At 66.8% G+C, this 14,928-nt stretch carries 16 protein-coding genes; 5 read left to right on the forward strand and 11 right to left on the reverse strand.

Translation table 11 applies throughout. The annotated features are described in order from the left end of the window. Positions 1-4: 4 nt before the first annotated feature. Positions 5-1,327, reverse strand: coding sequence for an ArgE/DapE family deacylase (locus A9974_RS12775; RefSeq protein ID WP_183004462.1), 1,323 nt, complete (start codon positions 1,325-1,327; stop codon positions 5-7). A gap of 234 nt (positions 1,328-1,561) precedes the next feature. On the opposite strand from A9974_RS12775, the gene A9974_RS12780 reads away from it, so the two are divergent. Then, positions 1,562-2,335: an IclR family transcriptional regulator gene (locus A9974_RS12780; protein WP_183004463.1), complete on the forward strand. Its 774-nt coding sequence runs from the start codon at positions 1,562-1,564 to the stop codon at positions 2,333-2,335. A gap of 262 nt (positions 2,336-2,597) precedes the next feature. Here A9974_RS12780 and A9974_RS12785 read toward each other — a convergent pair whose 3' ends face one another. Next, positions 2,598-3,497: an SMP-30/gluconolactonase/LRE family protein gene (locus A9974_RS12785; protein ID WP_183004464.1), complete on the reverse strand. Its 900-nt coding sequence runs from the start codon at positions 3,495-3,497 to the stop codon at positions 2,598-2,600. A 310-nt stretch (positions 3,498-3,807) separates the two neighbouring features. On the opposite strand from A9974_RS12785, the gene A9974_RS12790 reads away from it, so the two are divergent. Both A9974_RS12790 and A9974_RS12795 read left to right on the forward strand, forming a co-directional pair. Beyond that, positions 3,808-5,115, forward strand: coding sequence for a dicarboxylate/amino acid:cation symporter (locus A9974_RS12790; protein ID WP_183004465.1), 1,308 nt, complete (start codon positions 3,808-3,810; stop codon positions 5,113-5,115). 264 nt (positions 5,116-5,379) lie between these two features. Further along, on the forward strand, positions 5,380-5,712 hold the full coding sequence (locus A9974_RS12795) for a hypothetical protein (protein ID WP_255468148.1): 333 nt from the start codon (positions 5,380-5,382) through the stop codon (positions 5,710-5,712). Between the two features lie 64 nt (positions 5,713-5,776). Here A9974_RS12795 and A9974_RS12800 read toward each other — a convergent pair whose 3' ends face one another. From A9974_RS12800 to phnG, 9 genes are all read right to left on the reverse strand, one after another. Then, the gene (locus A9974_RS12800; RefSeq protein ID WP_183004467.1) at positions 5,777-6,211 is read right to left on the reverse strand and encodes a hypothetical protein; all 435 of its coding nucleotides are present in this window, start codon (positions 6,209-6,211) and stop codon (positions 5,777-5,779) included. Between the two features lie 158 nt (positions 6,212-6,369). Then, a complete protein-coding gene (locus tag A9974_RS12805) occupies positions 6,370-6,912 on the reverse strand; it encodes an MOSC domain-containing protein (RefSeq protein ID WP_183004468.1) in 543 nt (180 codons plus the stop codon). Between the two features lie 19 nt (positions 6,913-6,931). Beyond that, entirely contained in the window at positions 6,932-8,131 is a 1,200-nt protein-coding gene (locus A9974_RS12810) for an alpha-D-ribose 1-methylphosphonate 5-triphosphate diphosphatase (protein WP_183004469.1), read from the reverse strand. A gap of 2 nt (positions 8,132-8,133) precedes the next feature. Then, on the reverse strand, positions 8,134-8,850 hold the full coding sequence (gene phnL / locus A9974_RS12815; protein WP_183004470.1) for a phosphonate C-P lyase system protein PhnL: 717 nt from the start codon (positions 8,848-8,850) through the stop codon (positions 8,134-8,136). A gap of 2 nt (positions 8,851-8,852) precedes the next feature. Further along, positions 8,853-9,629: a phosphonate C-P lyase system protein PhnK gene (gene phnK / locus A9974_RS12820; RefSeq protein ID WP_183004471.1), complete on the reverse strand. Its 777-nt coding sequence runs from the start codon at positions 9,627-9,629 to the stop codon at positions 8,853-8,855. Then, positions 9,626-10,513, reverse strand: coding sequence for an alpha-D-ribose 1-methylphosphonate 5-phosphate C-P-lyase PhnJ (locus A9974_RS12825; RefSeq protein WP_183004472.1), 888 nt, complete (start codon positions 10,511-10,513; stop codon positions 9,626-9,628). Before A9974_RS12825 ends, phnK begins: the two co-directional genes overlap by 4 nt. Then, on the reverse strand, positions 10,510-11,637 hold the full coding sequence (locus tag A9974_RS12830; protein ID WP_183004473.1) for a carbon-phosphorus lyase complex subunit PhnI: 1,128 nt from the start codon (positions 11,635-11,637) through the stop codon (positions 10,510-10,512). Before A9974_RS12830 ends, A9974_RS12825 begins: the two co-directional genes overlap by 4 nt. Before the next feature lies 1 nt (position 11,638). Beyond that, the gene (phnH, locus tag A9974_RS12835; protein ID WP_183004474.1) at positions 11,639-12,256 is read right to left on the reverse strand and encodes a phosphonate C-P lyase system protein PhnH; all 618 of its coding nucleotides are present in this window, start codon (positions 12,254-12,256) and stop codon (positions 11,639-11,641) included. 1 nt (position 12,257) lies between these two features. Beyond that, complete coding sequence (gene phnG, locus A9974_RS12840) at positions 12,258-12,728, reverse strand: phosphonate C-P lyase system protein PhnG (protein WP_183004475.1); 471 nt, start codon at positions 12,726-12,728, stop codon at positions 12,258-12,260. 191 nt (positions 12,729-12,919) lie between these two features. Between phnG and phnF the strand changes: the two genes are divergently transcribed. Both phnF and A9974_RS12850 read left to right on the forward strand, forming a co-directional pair. Continuing rightward, positions 12,920-13,642, forward strand: a complete 723-nt coding sequence (gene phnF / locus A9974_RS12845) for a phosphonate metabolism transcriptional regulator PhnF (RefSeq protein ID WP_183004476.1) — start codon at positions 12,920-12,922, stop codon at positions 13,640-13,642. Between the two features lie 87 nt (positions 13,643-13,729). Then, positions 13,730-14,926 carry an alpha-D-ribose 1-methylphosphonate 5-triphosphate diphosphatase gene (locus tag A9974_RS12850; RefSeq protein WP_183004477.1) on the forward strand — a complete coding sequence of 399 codons (1,197 nt, stop codon included), beginning with the start codon at positions 13,730-13,732 and terminating at the stop codon, positions 14,924-14,926. The last annotated feature ends 2 nt before the right edge of the window (positions 14,927-14,928 follow it).

The raw sequence follows: 14,928 nt of genomic DNA on the forward strand, positions 1-14,928 counted from the left end.
GGGCTCAGGCTTGCCGCGGCTCGACGCCGCACCAGTCGTTGATGAAGAGTGCCAGCGAGGTGGCGACGCGCACCATGCTGTCCACCGACACGCATTCGTTGAATCCGTGCACGTTTTTCACCTGAGGGCCGTAACAGGTCACCGGCACATCCATCATCAGCCGGAAGTGGCGGCCGTCGGTGGTCGCGGTCAGGGCCGTTGGCTGCGGGGGCTCGCCAGTCACGCGGCGGTGGGCGTCGGCCAGCAATTGCATCGCGGGCACATCCAGGTCGTACTCGCAGCCCGGCGCGTGAAACCCTTCGTAGCGGATGTCGATGCGCACGTCGCTGTCGGTCAGCCCGGCCTCGACTGCGCGGATGCATGCCTGCACCCGCTGCTTAGCGGTGTCGATCGACATGTCCGGGTAGCAGGCGATGCGCATGCCCAGCGTGCACACGCTGGGCACCGACGAATTCCAGTCGCCCGCGTGGATCTGCCCGAGGTTGAAATTGATGGGATGCGCATGTTCGCGGTAGGCCGGGTGGCGGTTTTCCGGCAGGTTCCATTCATGTTCGAGCTGTTTCATCGCCTCGACGATGCGCAATCCGGTCTCCACCGGATTGACGCCCGTCGTCATGTAGGCGGCGTGCGCGGGCCGGCCCACTATGTCCACATACATCCAGAACACGCCGAGTTGGGCGCTCATCATGCGCTCGTGCGTGGGCTCGGGAATGACGACCGCATCGAAGGCGCTGAGCTTGGCCGCGGCGATCGCGCTTTGCAGCGCCGAAACCGTGGCAAGGGTACCGTTGCCGGTGTTTTCCTCTTCCAGCACGCCGTTGAAACCCACCGCGCCGGCGGGCTGCACCCCCAAGTCCTGCAGGGCCTTGAACGCCGCCAGCGCGCAGACGATGCCGGCCTTCATATCGCCCGCGCCCCGGCCATACAGCCAGCCATCACGTAATTCACCGTCGAACGGCGCCGGGTCCCACAGTTCGTGCGGACCGGTCGGCACCACGTCGAGGTGGCCGTTGAACAGCACGGCGCGTCCGCCCGCGGCGCGCGGCTCGTGGCGCGCCAGCACGTTGTAGCGGCCGCCATCGGGGCAGCAAGCCGGCGAATACAGCGGCAGGTCCTTGAGTTCCTCGGTCCGTAACGCGATGCGCTCGGAGGCCAACCCCAGGTCCGCCAGCGCGTCCTCCAGGAACCGGGCGGCAGACATTTCCTCGCCGGGCAGGCTGCGGCACTGCACGAATCCCGTCAACGTATCGGTCATGTACTGGCGAAGCCTGCATACGGCTTCGGCGATCTGGTCCTGACTCAGGCTGGCTGCTGCGACGGCGGTCATTGCACTCCCCTTGTTGGATATGGCGATTTAAAATCTTAAGTATCAATTATTGATACTTAGATATCTATATTTGTCATGATAGAGTTCACGAAAGCGCGGGGCAATACGCAAAACATGGGTAATTTCCCTAGCCTGGCCGCAAACGGAAGCCGCTACAGTGCGTAGCCAGCGCCCCGTGGCGACGCGCGCGCGCCCCGCACCGACACCAAGACCAAGAAAATGGAGTAGATCGACATGGCCACGACCGAGACCCGGTTCAACCAATCCCTGGCGAAAGGCTTCGGCATCCTCGAGGCTTTTTCCAACCACCCGGGCCCACTTAGCCTGAACGAACTGACAGAGCTGTCAGGACTGGATCGCAGCTCGACCCAGCGCATGCTGCACACACTGGTGGCGCTGGGTTACCTCGAACGCGGCAACAACCAGCGCGGCTACGTACTCGGCAAGAAGATCCTGGATCGCACCTTCGACTTCCTGCGCGGCCATCCACTGCTCGAGCGCGCCACCCCGATCCTGGAGCAGCTGCAACAGGAGTGCGGCGAACGGGTCGACCTGAGCCTGTTCGATGACTTGACCATCGTCTACGCGTTGCGCCGCCAGACCAAGCGCCAGACCTTCTATGCCACGCTGGTTGGCCGGCGCATGCCGACCTTCTCGTCTTCAGGCGGCCGCGCGATCATGTCGTACCTGCCCGACGCCGAGGTCGACGACATCCTGGCGCGCAGCGACCTACGGCCGCTGACTCCAAAGACCATCACCGATCCCGACCTCATCCGCCTGCGGGTGCGCGAGGCGCGGGTACAGGGTTATGCCCTCTGCATGGAAGAAAGCATGGTGGGCGAGATCGTGCTGGCCAGCGCCGTGGTCGACCACAGCGGCCGCCCGCTGGCAGCGATCCACATTTCCGGCTTGCTGGCGGAATGGACGCTGGAGTCCTTTTCCCAGCGTTTCAGCTCGCTGGCGGTTTCGGCGGCGCGCGCGCTCAGCGGCCGGCCAAACCGCAATTGAGGCGGCGTCCCGTTGCCGGGAACCCCCTGGCGCCGGCCGCGTTGCGCGGCCGGATGCCTTATCGCATTATTTTTTTGGGATTCTAAGCATCAATATTTGATACTTAAGACTTATAGATAAGACCACGCACTATGCCAAGGCTGGCCGCCACCGTCGCGACCAGACTGGCCACCGTGGATAACGATGCAGAAGCCTGGTTGGCGATGCAGTAGCGATTGCCCCGGGCCCGGCCCTTACCCTGCCCCGGCGGGACTGCACTGCACTAGGGGCGTCCCGCGTGCGGCACGTCCACCTCAGTCACCAGGATCCGGCCTTCGGGTTTGGCACGGCGGTTGGCTTCGATGAAATCCGGCGCCGCGGCCATGAACAGGGTCTTGCCGTCCGGGCCGCCCAGGGCCGCGGCGAAGATGCCGAGTTCGCCCGTGTCGATCTGTTCCAGGATCTTGCCGCCGCGCGCCAGCCGCACGATGCGCTTGCCGATGGCGTCCGCCACCCACAGGGCGCCCTCGGCGTCCAGCGCCCCGCCGTCCGGGCCGATGGCCGAGGCGCCGATCAGCACCGACAGGTCGTCGGATTCGGGCAAGGCGCCGAAATTGGCCCAGTCGCGCCGCGGCCCCAGGGCGCCATTGGCCAGGATGTCGAATTCCGAGATGCGGTTGCCGAAAGTCTCGTTGACGATCAAGGTCTTGCCGTCCGGCGTGATGAACGAACCGTTGGGAAAGCACAGCCCGTCCGCCACCACCTGGGCAACCCCGTCCGTATCCACCCGCACCAGGGTGGTGGTGGCGACAGGTTCGCCGGCCATCAGGTCAAAGCCGAAATTGCCCACGTAGGCCCGGCCCTGGTCATCCACCACCAGGTCGTTGATCGGGCCGCCGGTCAGGGCGGACAGATCGGCGTGCTGCGTGAGCGTGCCGTCCGGCTCGCGCCGCAGCAGCTTGCGGTCTTTCATGGACGAGATCAGCAGGCGGCCGTCGGGCAGCCAGCCCAGGCCCGAGGGCTGCTGCAGCACACGGCAGATCACCTCGACCCGGCCCTGCAGGTCGACGGCGATCACCTGGCCCGTATAGAAATCCGACGCCCACAAGCGCCCGTCGTGCCAGCGCAGCCCTTCCAGGTAGGTGTACCCGGAGGCCAGGACGGACAATTCGCGTTTCGGCATGGCTTTGTCTCCCTATATCGGTGGCGGCGCCTGTCCGGCTCCGCTTGTTTTCGGCGGCTCGCCGGCTGGCGGCGAACCTGGGAGCAGCCATTTTGTCATGCCGTGGGCGCGCCAGGCGGACCGACCTGACCCGTCCCCAAGCTGACAACTAACTGTCAGGTTCACGGCGTTAACATCGCGCCCCAAGGGTTAACCCGCGACGCTTCGGTTGCCCCCGGCATATCCGTCATTGGACCGATTCGCCCCGCCCCGTGCCGGCGGGTAAGGCCTTTGCGCCGATCGATATGGTCCCTGTTTTCCGTTTTAGAAGATGAATACTAAGAAGCTGACGCGTTACATCGGCATCGCCATGGTGCTGGGCGTCGTGGTGGGCTATTTCTGCAATAAGTACGCGCAGAACGCGCAAGAGGCAAAGGAAATTGCCTCGTACTTCAGCCTGATCACGGACATCTTCCTGCGCATGATCAAGATGATCATCGCACCCCTGGTGTTCGCCACCCTCGTGTCCGGCCTGGCCAGCATGAGCGATGCCAGCGCCGTCGGCCGCATCGGCCTGCGCGCCATGTTCTGGTTCATCGCCGCCTCGGCCATCTCGCTGCTGCTGGGCCTGGCGCTGGTCAACATCTTCCAGCCCGGCGCGCACCTGAACCTGGCGCTGCCCGATGCCGCCGCCACCGCCGGCCTGAAGACGGGCGACTTCACCCTGAAAGCGTTCATCGCGCACGTGTTCCCCAAGAGCATCGCCGAAGCCATGGCGAACAACGAGATCCTGCAGATCCTGGTGTTCTCGCTGTTCTTCGGCGCGGCGTTGTCATTCATCCGCGGCAAGGGGCACAACACCATCTACAACATGATCGACGAGCTCGCCAAGATCATGTTCCGCGTGACCGACTACGTCATGCGCTTCGCGCCGCTGGGCGTGTTCGCCGCCATGGCCGCGGCCATCACCACCGAAGGCCTGGGCGTGCTGGTCAGCTACGGCAAGCTGATCGGCGAGTTCTACCTGGGCCTGGCGCTGCTGTGGGCCATCCTGTTCGGCGTGGGCTACCTGTTCCTGGGCCGCGCCACCTTCCGCCTGGGCGGCCTGATCAAGGAACCCACCCTGCTGGCGTTCTCGACCGCCAGCAGCGAATCGGCCTACCCCAAGACCATCGAAGCGCTGGAGCGTTTCGGCGTATCCAAGCGCATCTCGGGCTTCGTGCTGCCGCTGGGCTATTCGTTCAACCTGGACGGCTCGATGATGTACCAGTCCTTCGCGGTGCTGTTCATCGCGCAGGCCTACAACATCCAGATGAGCTTCTCGCAGCAGCTCACGCTGCTGCTGGTGCTGATGGTGACCAGCAAGGGCATGGCCGGCGTGGCGCGCGCCTCGCTGGTGGTGGTGGCGGCCACGCTGCCGATGTTCCACCTGCCCGAAGCCGGCCTGCTGCTGATCATGGGCATCGACCAGTTCTTCGACATGGGCCGCACGGCCACCAACGTGGTCGGCAACAGCCTGGCCACCGCCGTCATCGCCAAGATGGAAGGCAACGAGGAAGACTTGACGCCCAAGGCCGACATCGGCCAGCCGGCCGGCAGTGCCTCGCAACCCGGCCAGGCCGCGACGCGCGACGCCTGAACGGACGCGTCGCGCTGACGCATTCCTGAAATTGGAAACGGGCGCCGCATCATGATGCGGCGCCCGTTTCCGTTTCTTGACCGTGCGCCGCGCCCGGCGCAACATAGAAGCCCCTTGGCCCATTAAGGGCGACGTGCAACAGGCGACGAGCAACGGGCGGCGTGCAACGGGTGTCGCGCTGGACATCGCGCCTGGCACACCGCGCCCATTACCCATGCCATGAAATCTCTACGCTTGCGCACCGCGCTCGCGGCGGCGGCACTGATGGCAGCGCTGCCCCCCGCTCACGCCTGGACCCGCATTTCCTGCGACCTGTCCGGCATCGTCGCCACCCTTCCCGAACAGATGCGCCAATACCGCACCGACGGCACCGAGGTGTCGCACGTGCTGTTCCGCTTGAATGTGAAGGCGGCGGATATTCCCGACGGCGCACGCGCCGACACCGACTGCACCGAATTCGTCGATCGCCAGATCGACGTGGCGCTGGACAACGTCGACCCGTCGGCCGTGCGCAAGGGCAAGCCCTTGAAGCTGCTGTATCGCTACGACGAGTCGCTGGGCGAGGCCCGCGCCACCCGGTTTGAGCTGGCGCGCTAGCAGACACCGCCGTCAGACCGCGATGCCCAAAAGAAAACGCCCCGCTAGCGGGGCGTTGCAAGGCTTAGTCGTTGACCGAGCACGAGACGGGTGAGCCGTCCTCGAATTCCACGTCGTAGGTGTGGACCGGGTCCCAGGGCAGCGTGAACCAGAGTTCATAGCCGTCGCCGTCTTCGTCGAACAGCCACAGCGCGCGCAGCACGGCCTTTTCGGCCATGGCTTCGGCGGTTTCCTCGGCCAGCAGCTGGTCGTCTTCGATGCCCAGCTTCTTGCAGTGCTCGTACGAGTAGTTGTCGAGCAGGAATTCGGCGGCGGCCAGGACGTGGTCATCGAGGTTGTCGATGATGCCCTTGACCACTTTCGAAGCGCCGCTGTCGGGCTCTTCGCCGTCGGTCTGGATCATGACGTGGATAGGCGGGCGGCCGTCGCCGACCGGCACGTTCTCCGCCGCCCAGAGATCGGGTTCTTCGGGGTCTTGGGTGAAATTGAATCGTGCCATCGCGCGCTCCGGAAAAAGGGGAGACGAGCCGCGCAAACCGTGGCTGCGTCGTCATCCGCCCATTTAACCAGATGCGCGCGTCGGCCGCTTGCCCGGTGGCGGTGTTTTTGCACACAAGCCCTGCGCGGGCGCAAAACACCCCGATCCTGGCAGGGATGTCAGACGCGTTCCAGCGGAAAGTGCGGCAAGTCGGGCAATTCCACCCGGATCGCATCGCCCGCCCGGACCGGCCCCCCCTGCAACACGACGGCCATGATGCCGGCCTTGCGCACCAGGTTGCCGGCCGCATCACGCCCCAGCACTGCTGCGGTCAAGCCCTTCTGGTAGTGATCCAGCTGCGCACACGGATTGCGCAGTCCGGTAATCCTCAGCACCGCCTGTGGCCCGATGTGCAGGCAGGCATCGCGCGGCAAGCCCAGCAGATCCAACCCACGGGTAGTGATGTTTTCGCCCAGGGTGCCTTCGGCTACGTTGAACCCGGCGGCCTGCAATGCATCGTGCAGTTCGCCATGGATCAGGTGGACCTGGCGCAGATTGGGCTGCGTCGGGTCGGCCCGGACGCGCGAACGGTGCTTCACGGTGACGCCCGCATGGGCGTCGCCCTGCACGCCCAGCCCCTGCAGCAGCACGATGTCGGGCTGCACCACCTTGGAAAAGCCATGGCCCGGACTGGCGGCCACGGCGGTCACGATCGCACCCATCAGGCGTCTCCTTGCCAGGTCAGGCTGCCACCAGGCCGCGCGGTTCAACAGCGGGCGCCTGTGCCAGGCCGGCGGGGTAGTGGGTCGAGAATACCAGCCGGCCGGCGCTCCACGCATGGCTGATCAGGGGCAACGCCCCGACCTGCGCAACGGCCACCAAGTCGGCGCGCAGGCCCACCGCGATGCGGCCGCGGTCGAACAGGCCGCAGGCGTCGGCCGGATTGGCCGTTACCAACGCGATGGCCTGCGGCAGCGTCAGGTCGGTCTGCGCCGCCACGGCTAATGCCGCGGCGATCAGCGTGGATGGCTGGTAGTCCGAGCACAGGCAACTGGCCACCCCCGCGCGGATCGCGTCAATCGCGCGCATCGAGCCGCTCTGGCTTTTGCCGCGCAGCACGTTCGGCGCGCCCAGGATGGTAGGCAAGCCGCAAGACACCGCCGCGCGGGCCGTGTCCAGCGTGATCGGGAATTCGCTCATCGACACGCCCAAGTTGCGCATGGTGGCGATGCGATGGATAGAATCGTCGTCATGGCTGGCGGTGGGAATGCCCAGGCCGTGGGCATGCGCCAGCAGCGTTTCCACGCGCTGCACCGCGCCGTCCTTGGAACGGGTCTTGGCGCGCGCGGCCTCTTCGGCCTGCTCGCGGCTCATGGCGTGGTTGCCGATCATGTATTGCAGGTACGACTCCAGCGTCTTGAACTGGCCCTGCCCCGGCGAATGGTCCATCACCGACAGCAGGTCGACCGCGCCTTCATCCATCAGCGCCTGCAGCACCGGCAGCGAGGTGGCGTCGGTGACTTCGTAGCGGCAATGCACCCGGTTGTCGACCAGGCTGTGCTGGCGAAACGCGCGCACGCTGCGCACCACCTGGGCGGCGGTGTCGTTGTTGCGCACGCCCCATTCGCTGTTGGCGAACGACAGCGCGTGATAGGGCGTGGTGATGCCGGCCGCGGCATTGCGGCGGTCGACCTGCGCCACCGCGAAATCCAGCGGAAACAGCACCTTGGAGCGCGGCTCGGCTTCTTTCTCGATGGCGTCGCAATGCAGGTCGATCAGGCCCGGCACCAGCGTCTGGCCGCGCAGGTCGATTTCGTGGCCGGCGCGGGCGCCGTCCGGCGCGATCGCCACGATCACGCCGTCGTCGATGAGGACGGCGCTGTCTTCCAGCACGCGGTCCGGCAGCACGACGCGGGCATGGGTCAGGTAGGTACTGGGCATGGTCACTCCAATTCGACGGCGGCCTGCGCGGGGCGCAAGGCCAGGACCTGGGTCGCCACCGCGTCGCGCACTTCGGCGTCGTGGAAGATGCCCAGCAGGCAGCGCCCGGCGGCGCGCGCTTCGCGGATCAGTTCCACCACCACGGCGCGGTTGTCGGCGTCCAGCGAGGCGGTCGGTTCGTCCAGCAGCAGGATCGGATGCTGCGCGATGAAGCCACGGGCGATATTGACCCGCTGCTGCTCGCCGCCCGAGAACGTGGCCGGCGCCAGGCCCCACAGGCGTTGCGGCACGTTCAGGCGCCGCAGCAAAGCGGCGGCGCGGGTGCGGGCCTCGTCGGCATCCACCCCGGCCATGCGCAGCGGCTCGGCCACCACGTCCAGCGCCGACACGCGCGGAATGACCCGCAGGAACTGGCTGACATAGCCGATGACGTCGCGCCGCAGCGCCAGGATACGCTGCTCGGGCGCGCCGACCAGTTCCACCCAGTCGTTTCCGGCGCGCACGCGAATGCTGCCTTCGGTGGCCAGGTAGTTGCCGTACAGGCAGCGCAGCAAGGTGCTCTTGCCGGTGCCGGACGGGCCGGCCAGCACCAGGCAGTCACCGGCGGCGGCGTCAAAGTCCACCGCTTCCAGCACCGGCAGGCGGATGCCACCCTGGTTATGCAGGGTGAACATCTTTCCGAGGCCCCGCACCTCGATCATGGGAGTCGCTACAGTCATGGTCAGCTCTGCAAAATGGAAGACACCAGCAACTGGGTGTAGGGATGTTGCGGGTCGTCGAGAATCTGGTCGGTCAGGCCGCTTTCCACCACCTCGCCGCCGCGCATGACCAGCGTGCGGTGCGCCAGCAGGCGCGCCACCGCCAGGTCGTGCGTCACCACGATCGCGGCCAGGCCCAGGTCGGTCACCAGCTGGCGCAGCAGGTCGAGCAGGCGCGCCTGCACCGACACGTCCAGCGAGGCGGTCGGTTCGTCCATGAACACCAGGCGCGGATGGGTGACCAGATTGCGCGCGATCTGCAGGCGCTGCTGCATGCCGCCCGAAAACGAGGACGGCGCGTCGTCCAGGCGGCCGGCATCGATTTCCATCTTCTGCAGCCAGCTGCCGGCGGCCTGGCGCAGTTCGCCGTAGTGGCGGTCGCCCACCGCCATCAGGCGCTCGGCGATGTTGGCGCCCGCGCTGACCTGCATGCGCAGGCCGTCGCGCGCATTCTGGCGCACGAAGCCCCAGTCGGTGCGCGACAGCAGCCGCAAGCGCGCGCCCTGCAGCGCGGCCAGATCGGTAAAGCCCTGGTCGCGAGTGTCGTACCAGACGCTGCCCATCTCCGGCGGGGTCTGGTACGACACGGCCGACAGCAAGGTACTCTTGCCGGAGCCGGACTCGCCCACCACGCACAGCACCTCGCCCGGGAACAGGTCGAAGCTGACGTTGCGGCAGCCATGCACGCCGTCCCAGGTGCGCGTCATGTTGCGCACGGAAAGCAAAGGTTGGGCGTTCATGCGGTGGCCTCTTTCGGGTGTTGCTGCGCCTGGCGGTCGTTGCAGTATTCGGTATCGGAGCAGACGAAGCGGCGCGTGCCGGCGTCGTCCAGGATGATCTCGTCCAGGAAGCTGTCGCGCGAGCCGCACACGTCGCAGCACTCCGACCACTTTTCCACCGTGAACGGATGGTCTTCGAAATCCAGGCTCTTGACCCGCGTGTACGGCGGCACGGCGTAGACGCGTTTTTCGCGGCCGGCGCCGAACAGCATCAGCGCCGGGCTGTTGTCCAGCTTGGGGTTGTCGAACTTGGGGATCGGCGACGGCCGCATCATGTAGCGGTCGTTGACGATGACGGGGTAGTCGTAGGTGGTGGCGATGTGGCCGTGCTGCGCGATGTCTTCGTACAGCTTGACATGCATGCCGCCGTATTCGGCCAGCGCGTGCATGGTGCGGGTTTCGGTTTCGCTCGGTTCCAGCCAGCGCAGCGGCTCGGGGATCGGCACCTGGAACACCATGATCTGCCCGGCCGCCAGCGGTGTTTCCGGAATGCGGTGGCGGGTCTGCACGATGCTGGCGTCGCGCGTGGATTCGGTGGTCGCCACGCCCGTCACCCGGCCGAAGAAGCGGCGGATGTTGATGGCGTTGGTGGTGTCGTCGGAGCCCTGGTCAATGACCTTGAGCACGTCGCCCGGGCCGATGATGGACGCGGTGACCTGGATGCCGCCCGTGCCCCAGCCGTAGGGCAGCGGCATTTCGCGGCTGCCGAACGGCACCTGGTAGCCGGGAATGGCCACCGCCTTGAGCAGCGCGCGACGCAGCATGCGCTTGGTGGACTCGTCCAGATAGGCGAAGTTGTAGTGGTCGTCGCGTTCGACGGTGCTGCGGGTATGGGAGGAGCTCATGGGGCAACGGCCTCGTCCAGCTGGCGGATGTTCTCGGAATCAGGCGCGGAATCGGGCACGGCGCGCTCGGTGCGCATGCGCCGCAGCAGCTCAAGATTGGCCTGGAAGTCAACGTAGTGCGGCAGCTTCAAGTGCTGCACGAAGCCGGACGCCTCGACGTTGTCGCTGTGGTACAGCACGAATTCGTGGTCGTTGGCCGGCGAATCAGCGCGTTCGCCGAGTTCCTGCGCCTTCAGCGCGCGGTCCACCAGCGCCATCGACATGGCCTTGCGCTCGCCGTAGCCGAACGTCAGGCCGTAGCCGCGCGTGAACTTCGGCCCCTCTTCGCCGTTGCCGGCGAACTGGCTCACCATCTGGCACTCGGTGATCTCGATCTCGCCGACGGTGACCGCGAACCCCAGTTCCTCGATGTGCATGTCGACTTCCAGGAAGCCGTAGCGGATCTCGGCGGCGAAGGGGTGCGTATTGCCGTAGCCGCGCTGGGTGGAATACCCCATCGACAGCAGGAAGCCTTCGTCGGCGCGCGCCAGGTTCTGCAGGCGGGCGGCGCGCGAGGCCGGAAAATCCAGCGGCTGGCGGGTCAGGTCGAAGGGCTCGGGGTCGCCTTCCGGAATGGGCTCGGCATCGATCAGGTCGTCGTGCGCCAGCAGATCGGTGACGCGCGGCATGGCGCTGTCCAGTGGCTCGGCACCGGCCGGCAAAGCGTCGGCCTCGCGTTCGGCTTCCAGCGAGAAATCGAGCAGGCGCTGGGTGTAGTCGTAGGTCGGGCCCAGGATCTGGCCGCCGGGCACGTCCTTGAAGGTGGACGAGATGCGGCGTTGCAGGCGCATGTTGCCGGTGTCGATCGGCTGCGTGTAGCCATAGCGCGACAGCGTGGTGCGGTAGGCGCGCAACAGGAACACGGCTTCGATCACGTCGCCGGCCGCCTGCTTGAGCGCCAGCGCCGCCAGTTGCGGGTCGTAGAGCGAGCCTTCGGCCATGACGCGCGACACCGCCAGCGGCATCTGGCCGCGGATCTGGTCCAGGCTCAGTTCGGGCACGGCCCGGTCGCCGCGCCGGTAGTCGTCCAGCATGCGGTAGGAATTGAGGATGGCGCGTTCGCCACCTTTGACGGCCACGTACATGTCAGCTCTCCACGCGCGTGCTGCGGGGCAGCGCGCACAGTTGCCGCCCGTGCGTCAGGAAGACGTCGACGCCCAGCGGAAAACGTTGATGGTTCAGGCGCCATTCGCGCCAGAAGCCTTCCGGCAGCCCGGCCGCGCGCAGCGCCTGGCGGGTCTGGATGCCGGGGCCGGTCAGCGTGGCCTCGGCGCCCTGGTCCAGCGACTCGACTTCGAGCAGCAGCGTGGTGGACAGGTCGGGATAGGCCGGGTCGCCAGGGTGGCAGGCCGACAGCGCGGGCGCCGCGAATCCGGCCGGCACGCAGGCAAAGCGCGCCAGTGACGGCGACGGCACGATGGGGCAGGCGCAATGAAAACGCAGGAAATCCAGCACCCCGCTGTCCACGCCTTCAGGCAGCCACAGCGGCGTATCGACATCGACCAGCGTCAGCAGCAGCGCCGTCAGCGCCGGCGACAGTCCGGCCGGCACACCGCTGGCCGCGGCCGTTTCGACGACCCGGCCCGGATGCGCCATGGCGTCCAGCGCCGTGCGGAAAGTGTCCTGCGCGTCGTTCACCGGGTCCGCGAACCCGGGCAGCAGCTTGCGGCTGGCGGCCGCCGCGCTCAAGTGTTCCTGATGCATGTCAGTCCTCGCCTCGCACCATCGTGAAGAATTCGACCTTGGTCTGCGCGGCAACGCGCGCCTGGCTTTCGACGCGCCCCGCGCGATCGCGCGCCAGCGGTTCGATCAGCTGGGCCTGTACCGTGTCGTGCCAATCAGGCAACTGCAGCAGCGCGTCAGCCACCGCCGCCTGTTCGGCGTGGCGCAGGGACCGGCCCTGCACGTAGGCGATGCCGACCACGCCGTTGTCCAGGCTGACGGCGCAACGTGTCACGGTCATTTCGCCCAGGTTGAAACGCCCGCCGGTGCCGCCGCTGCGCGCCCGCACCATGGCCATGCCGGTCTGGGCCGGCCGCAACATCTGATGGGTCGGCAGGCCGCCCAGGGAGCCGAAGGCCCCGTCCAGCATGGCCGGATCGGCCAGCGCCAGCACCCGCATCCAGGCGGCCCGCTGCGCATTGGCCTCGCCCTGCGCTGTGTGTCGATGATCCATTATTTCCTCTAAACGTCTAGACGACCGGATGGAGTATGATCGCGTTCAGATCGAAGTTCAACAGCCTGGCGTGAATTTTTGATGACAGTTGCGGCGGGAACGCATCGCCTATCCCGCGCCCGCCGCTTGGTGCACAATCACAGCCATTCTTGATGAAGCCGATATGACAGATCACAGCATGAGCACATTCCATGGTTGAACGAGGTTCCGGCATCGCCGTGTGGCGCCAGATCGGCGAATCGCTGGCGGACGACATCCGCAACAAGCTCTATATGGCGGGCGAGCAATTGCCGTCCGAGCCCGAGCTGGCCGCGAAGTTCTCGGTCAACCGCCACACCATCCGGCGCGCCATGGGCGAACTCGAGCAAAGCGGGCTGGTGCGCATCGAACAGGGCCGCGGCACGTTCGTGCAAGAGCACGCCATCGACTACGCCATCGGCAAGCGCACGCGCTTTTCCGAAAACCTGCGCAGCCAGGGGGTGCTGGGCCACCTGGAAACGCTGGGCAGCCAGACCTTGCGCGCGGCCGACATCGCCAAGCACCTGGGCCTGGCGCGCACCGCCCCGCTGTTGCGCGTGCAACTGGTGGGCAAGGCCGAAAACCGCCCCATCAGCGCGTCCGAGCACTATTTCGACGAAAAGCGCTTTCCCGATTTCGCCGACCGCCTGAGCGCCTTGAAATCGGTGTCCAAGGTCTATGCCCACTACGGCATCGGCGACTACACCCGCAAGTGGTCGCGCATCACGGCCGCCCTGCCCTCGCCCGAGGTGGCACGGCTGCTGGGCCAGCCCAAGACGCGCCCGATCCTGCAGGTCGAAGCCCTGAACATCGACCAGGCCGGCGCGCCGTTGCAATACAGCATCACCCGCTTCGTCGGCGATCTGGTGCAGTTGATGGTGACCGACGAAAGTTGACCCCAAGCCGCGGCATCCCTGCCGCGGCCGTGCGACCCCACTCATCTAGACATCTGGTTGTAATGCAACACCGCTAACTTCCCACTCATGAACCAAGCACACGCCCCCTCGCCCCTGGCCGGTGTCACAGGCCAACGTATCCTGACCCCTCGCGGCATCGAGCACGCCAGCCTGCGATTCAACGCGGGACTGATCGACGATGGCGGCGGCACCGCCGCGCGCGGCGCGACCTGGTTCGATGCCGGCAACCTGCTGGTGCTGCCCGGCATCGTCGACCTGCACGGCGACGCCTTCGAACGCGCCATCATGCCGCGGCCCCGCGTCACGTTCCCCTACGACGGCGCGCTGTTCGACGTGGACCGCCAATTGCTGGCCAACGGCATCACTACCGAATTTCACGGTGTGACGCTGTCCTGGGAAGGCGGCCTGCGCGGCGAGGCCTACGCCGAGCGCATGTTCGAGGCGCTGGAACGCATGCGCCACGTCATGGGCGCGCGCCACTACGTGCACCTGCGCTTCGAAACCCACCATGTAGGCGGCGTCGACACCGCCCAGCAATGGATCCGCGACGGCCGCGTGCGCTTCGTGGCGCTGAACGACCACCTGCCCGGCATGGCGCGCCGCCTGGGCGATGACCGCAAGCTGCTCCAATACGCCGACCGCGCCGAATGCGATCTGGACACCTTCCAGGACCGCATCCGCCAGGCGATGGCCGCGGCCGATTCCGTGGCCGACGCTATGCGCGAGCTGACCGCCTGCGCGCAGGCCGCCGGGCTGAAAGTCGCCTCGCACGACGACCCCGACGCCGCCACCCGGCGCTACTACCACCAACTGGGCTGCGGCGTGGCGGAATTCCCGCTGACGCGCGAAGCCGCCGGCGTGGCGCGCGACCTGGGCAATTCCGTGGTGTTCGGCGCGCCCAACGTGGTGCGCGGCGGCAGCCATACCAATGCCCCCAACGCCACCGAGATGATCCGCGCGGGTCTGTGCGACATCCTGACCTCCGACTACTACTACCCCGCCCCGCTGGCGGCCGTGATGCGCCTGGTCAACGACGGCGTCCTGCCGCTGGAGCAGGCCTGGAACCTGGTGTCGCTGAACCCGGCGCGCGCCGCCGGCCTGCAGGACCGCGGCCTGCTGGCCCCCGGCCTGATTGCCGACGCCATCGTGGTGGATGACCAGGTGCCCGGCCTGCCGCGCGTGTGCGCCGCGATCGTGGGTGGCGAGCTGCGCTACGCCACCCGCGCCTTCGGCGACGACCACAGCCAGCGCATGGCGGCCTGATC

The organism is Achromobacter sp. UMC71, assembly GCF_014170305.1.
Lineage (GTDB): Bacteria > Pseudomonadota > Gammaproteobacteria > Burkholderiales > Burkholderiaceae_B > Achromobacter.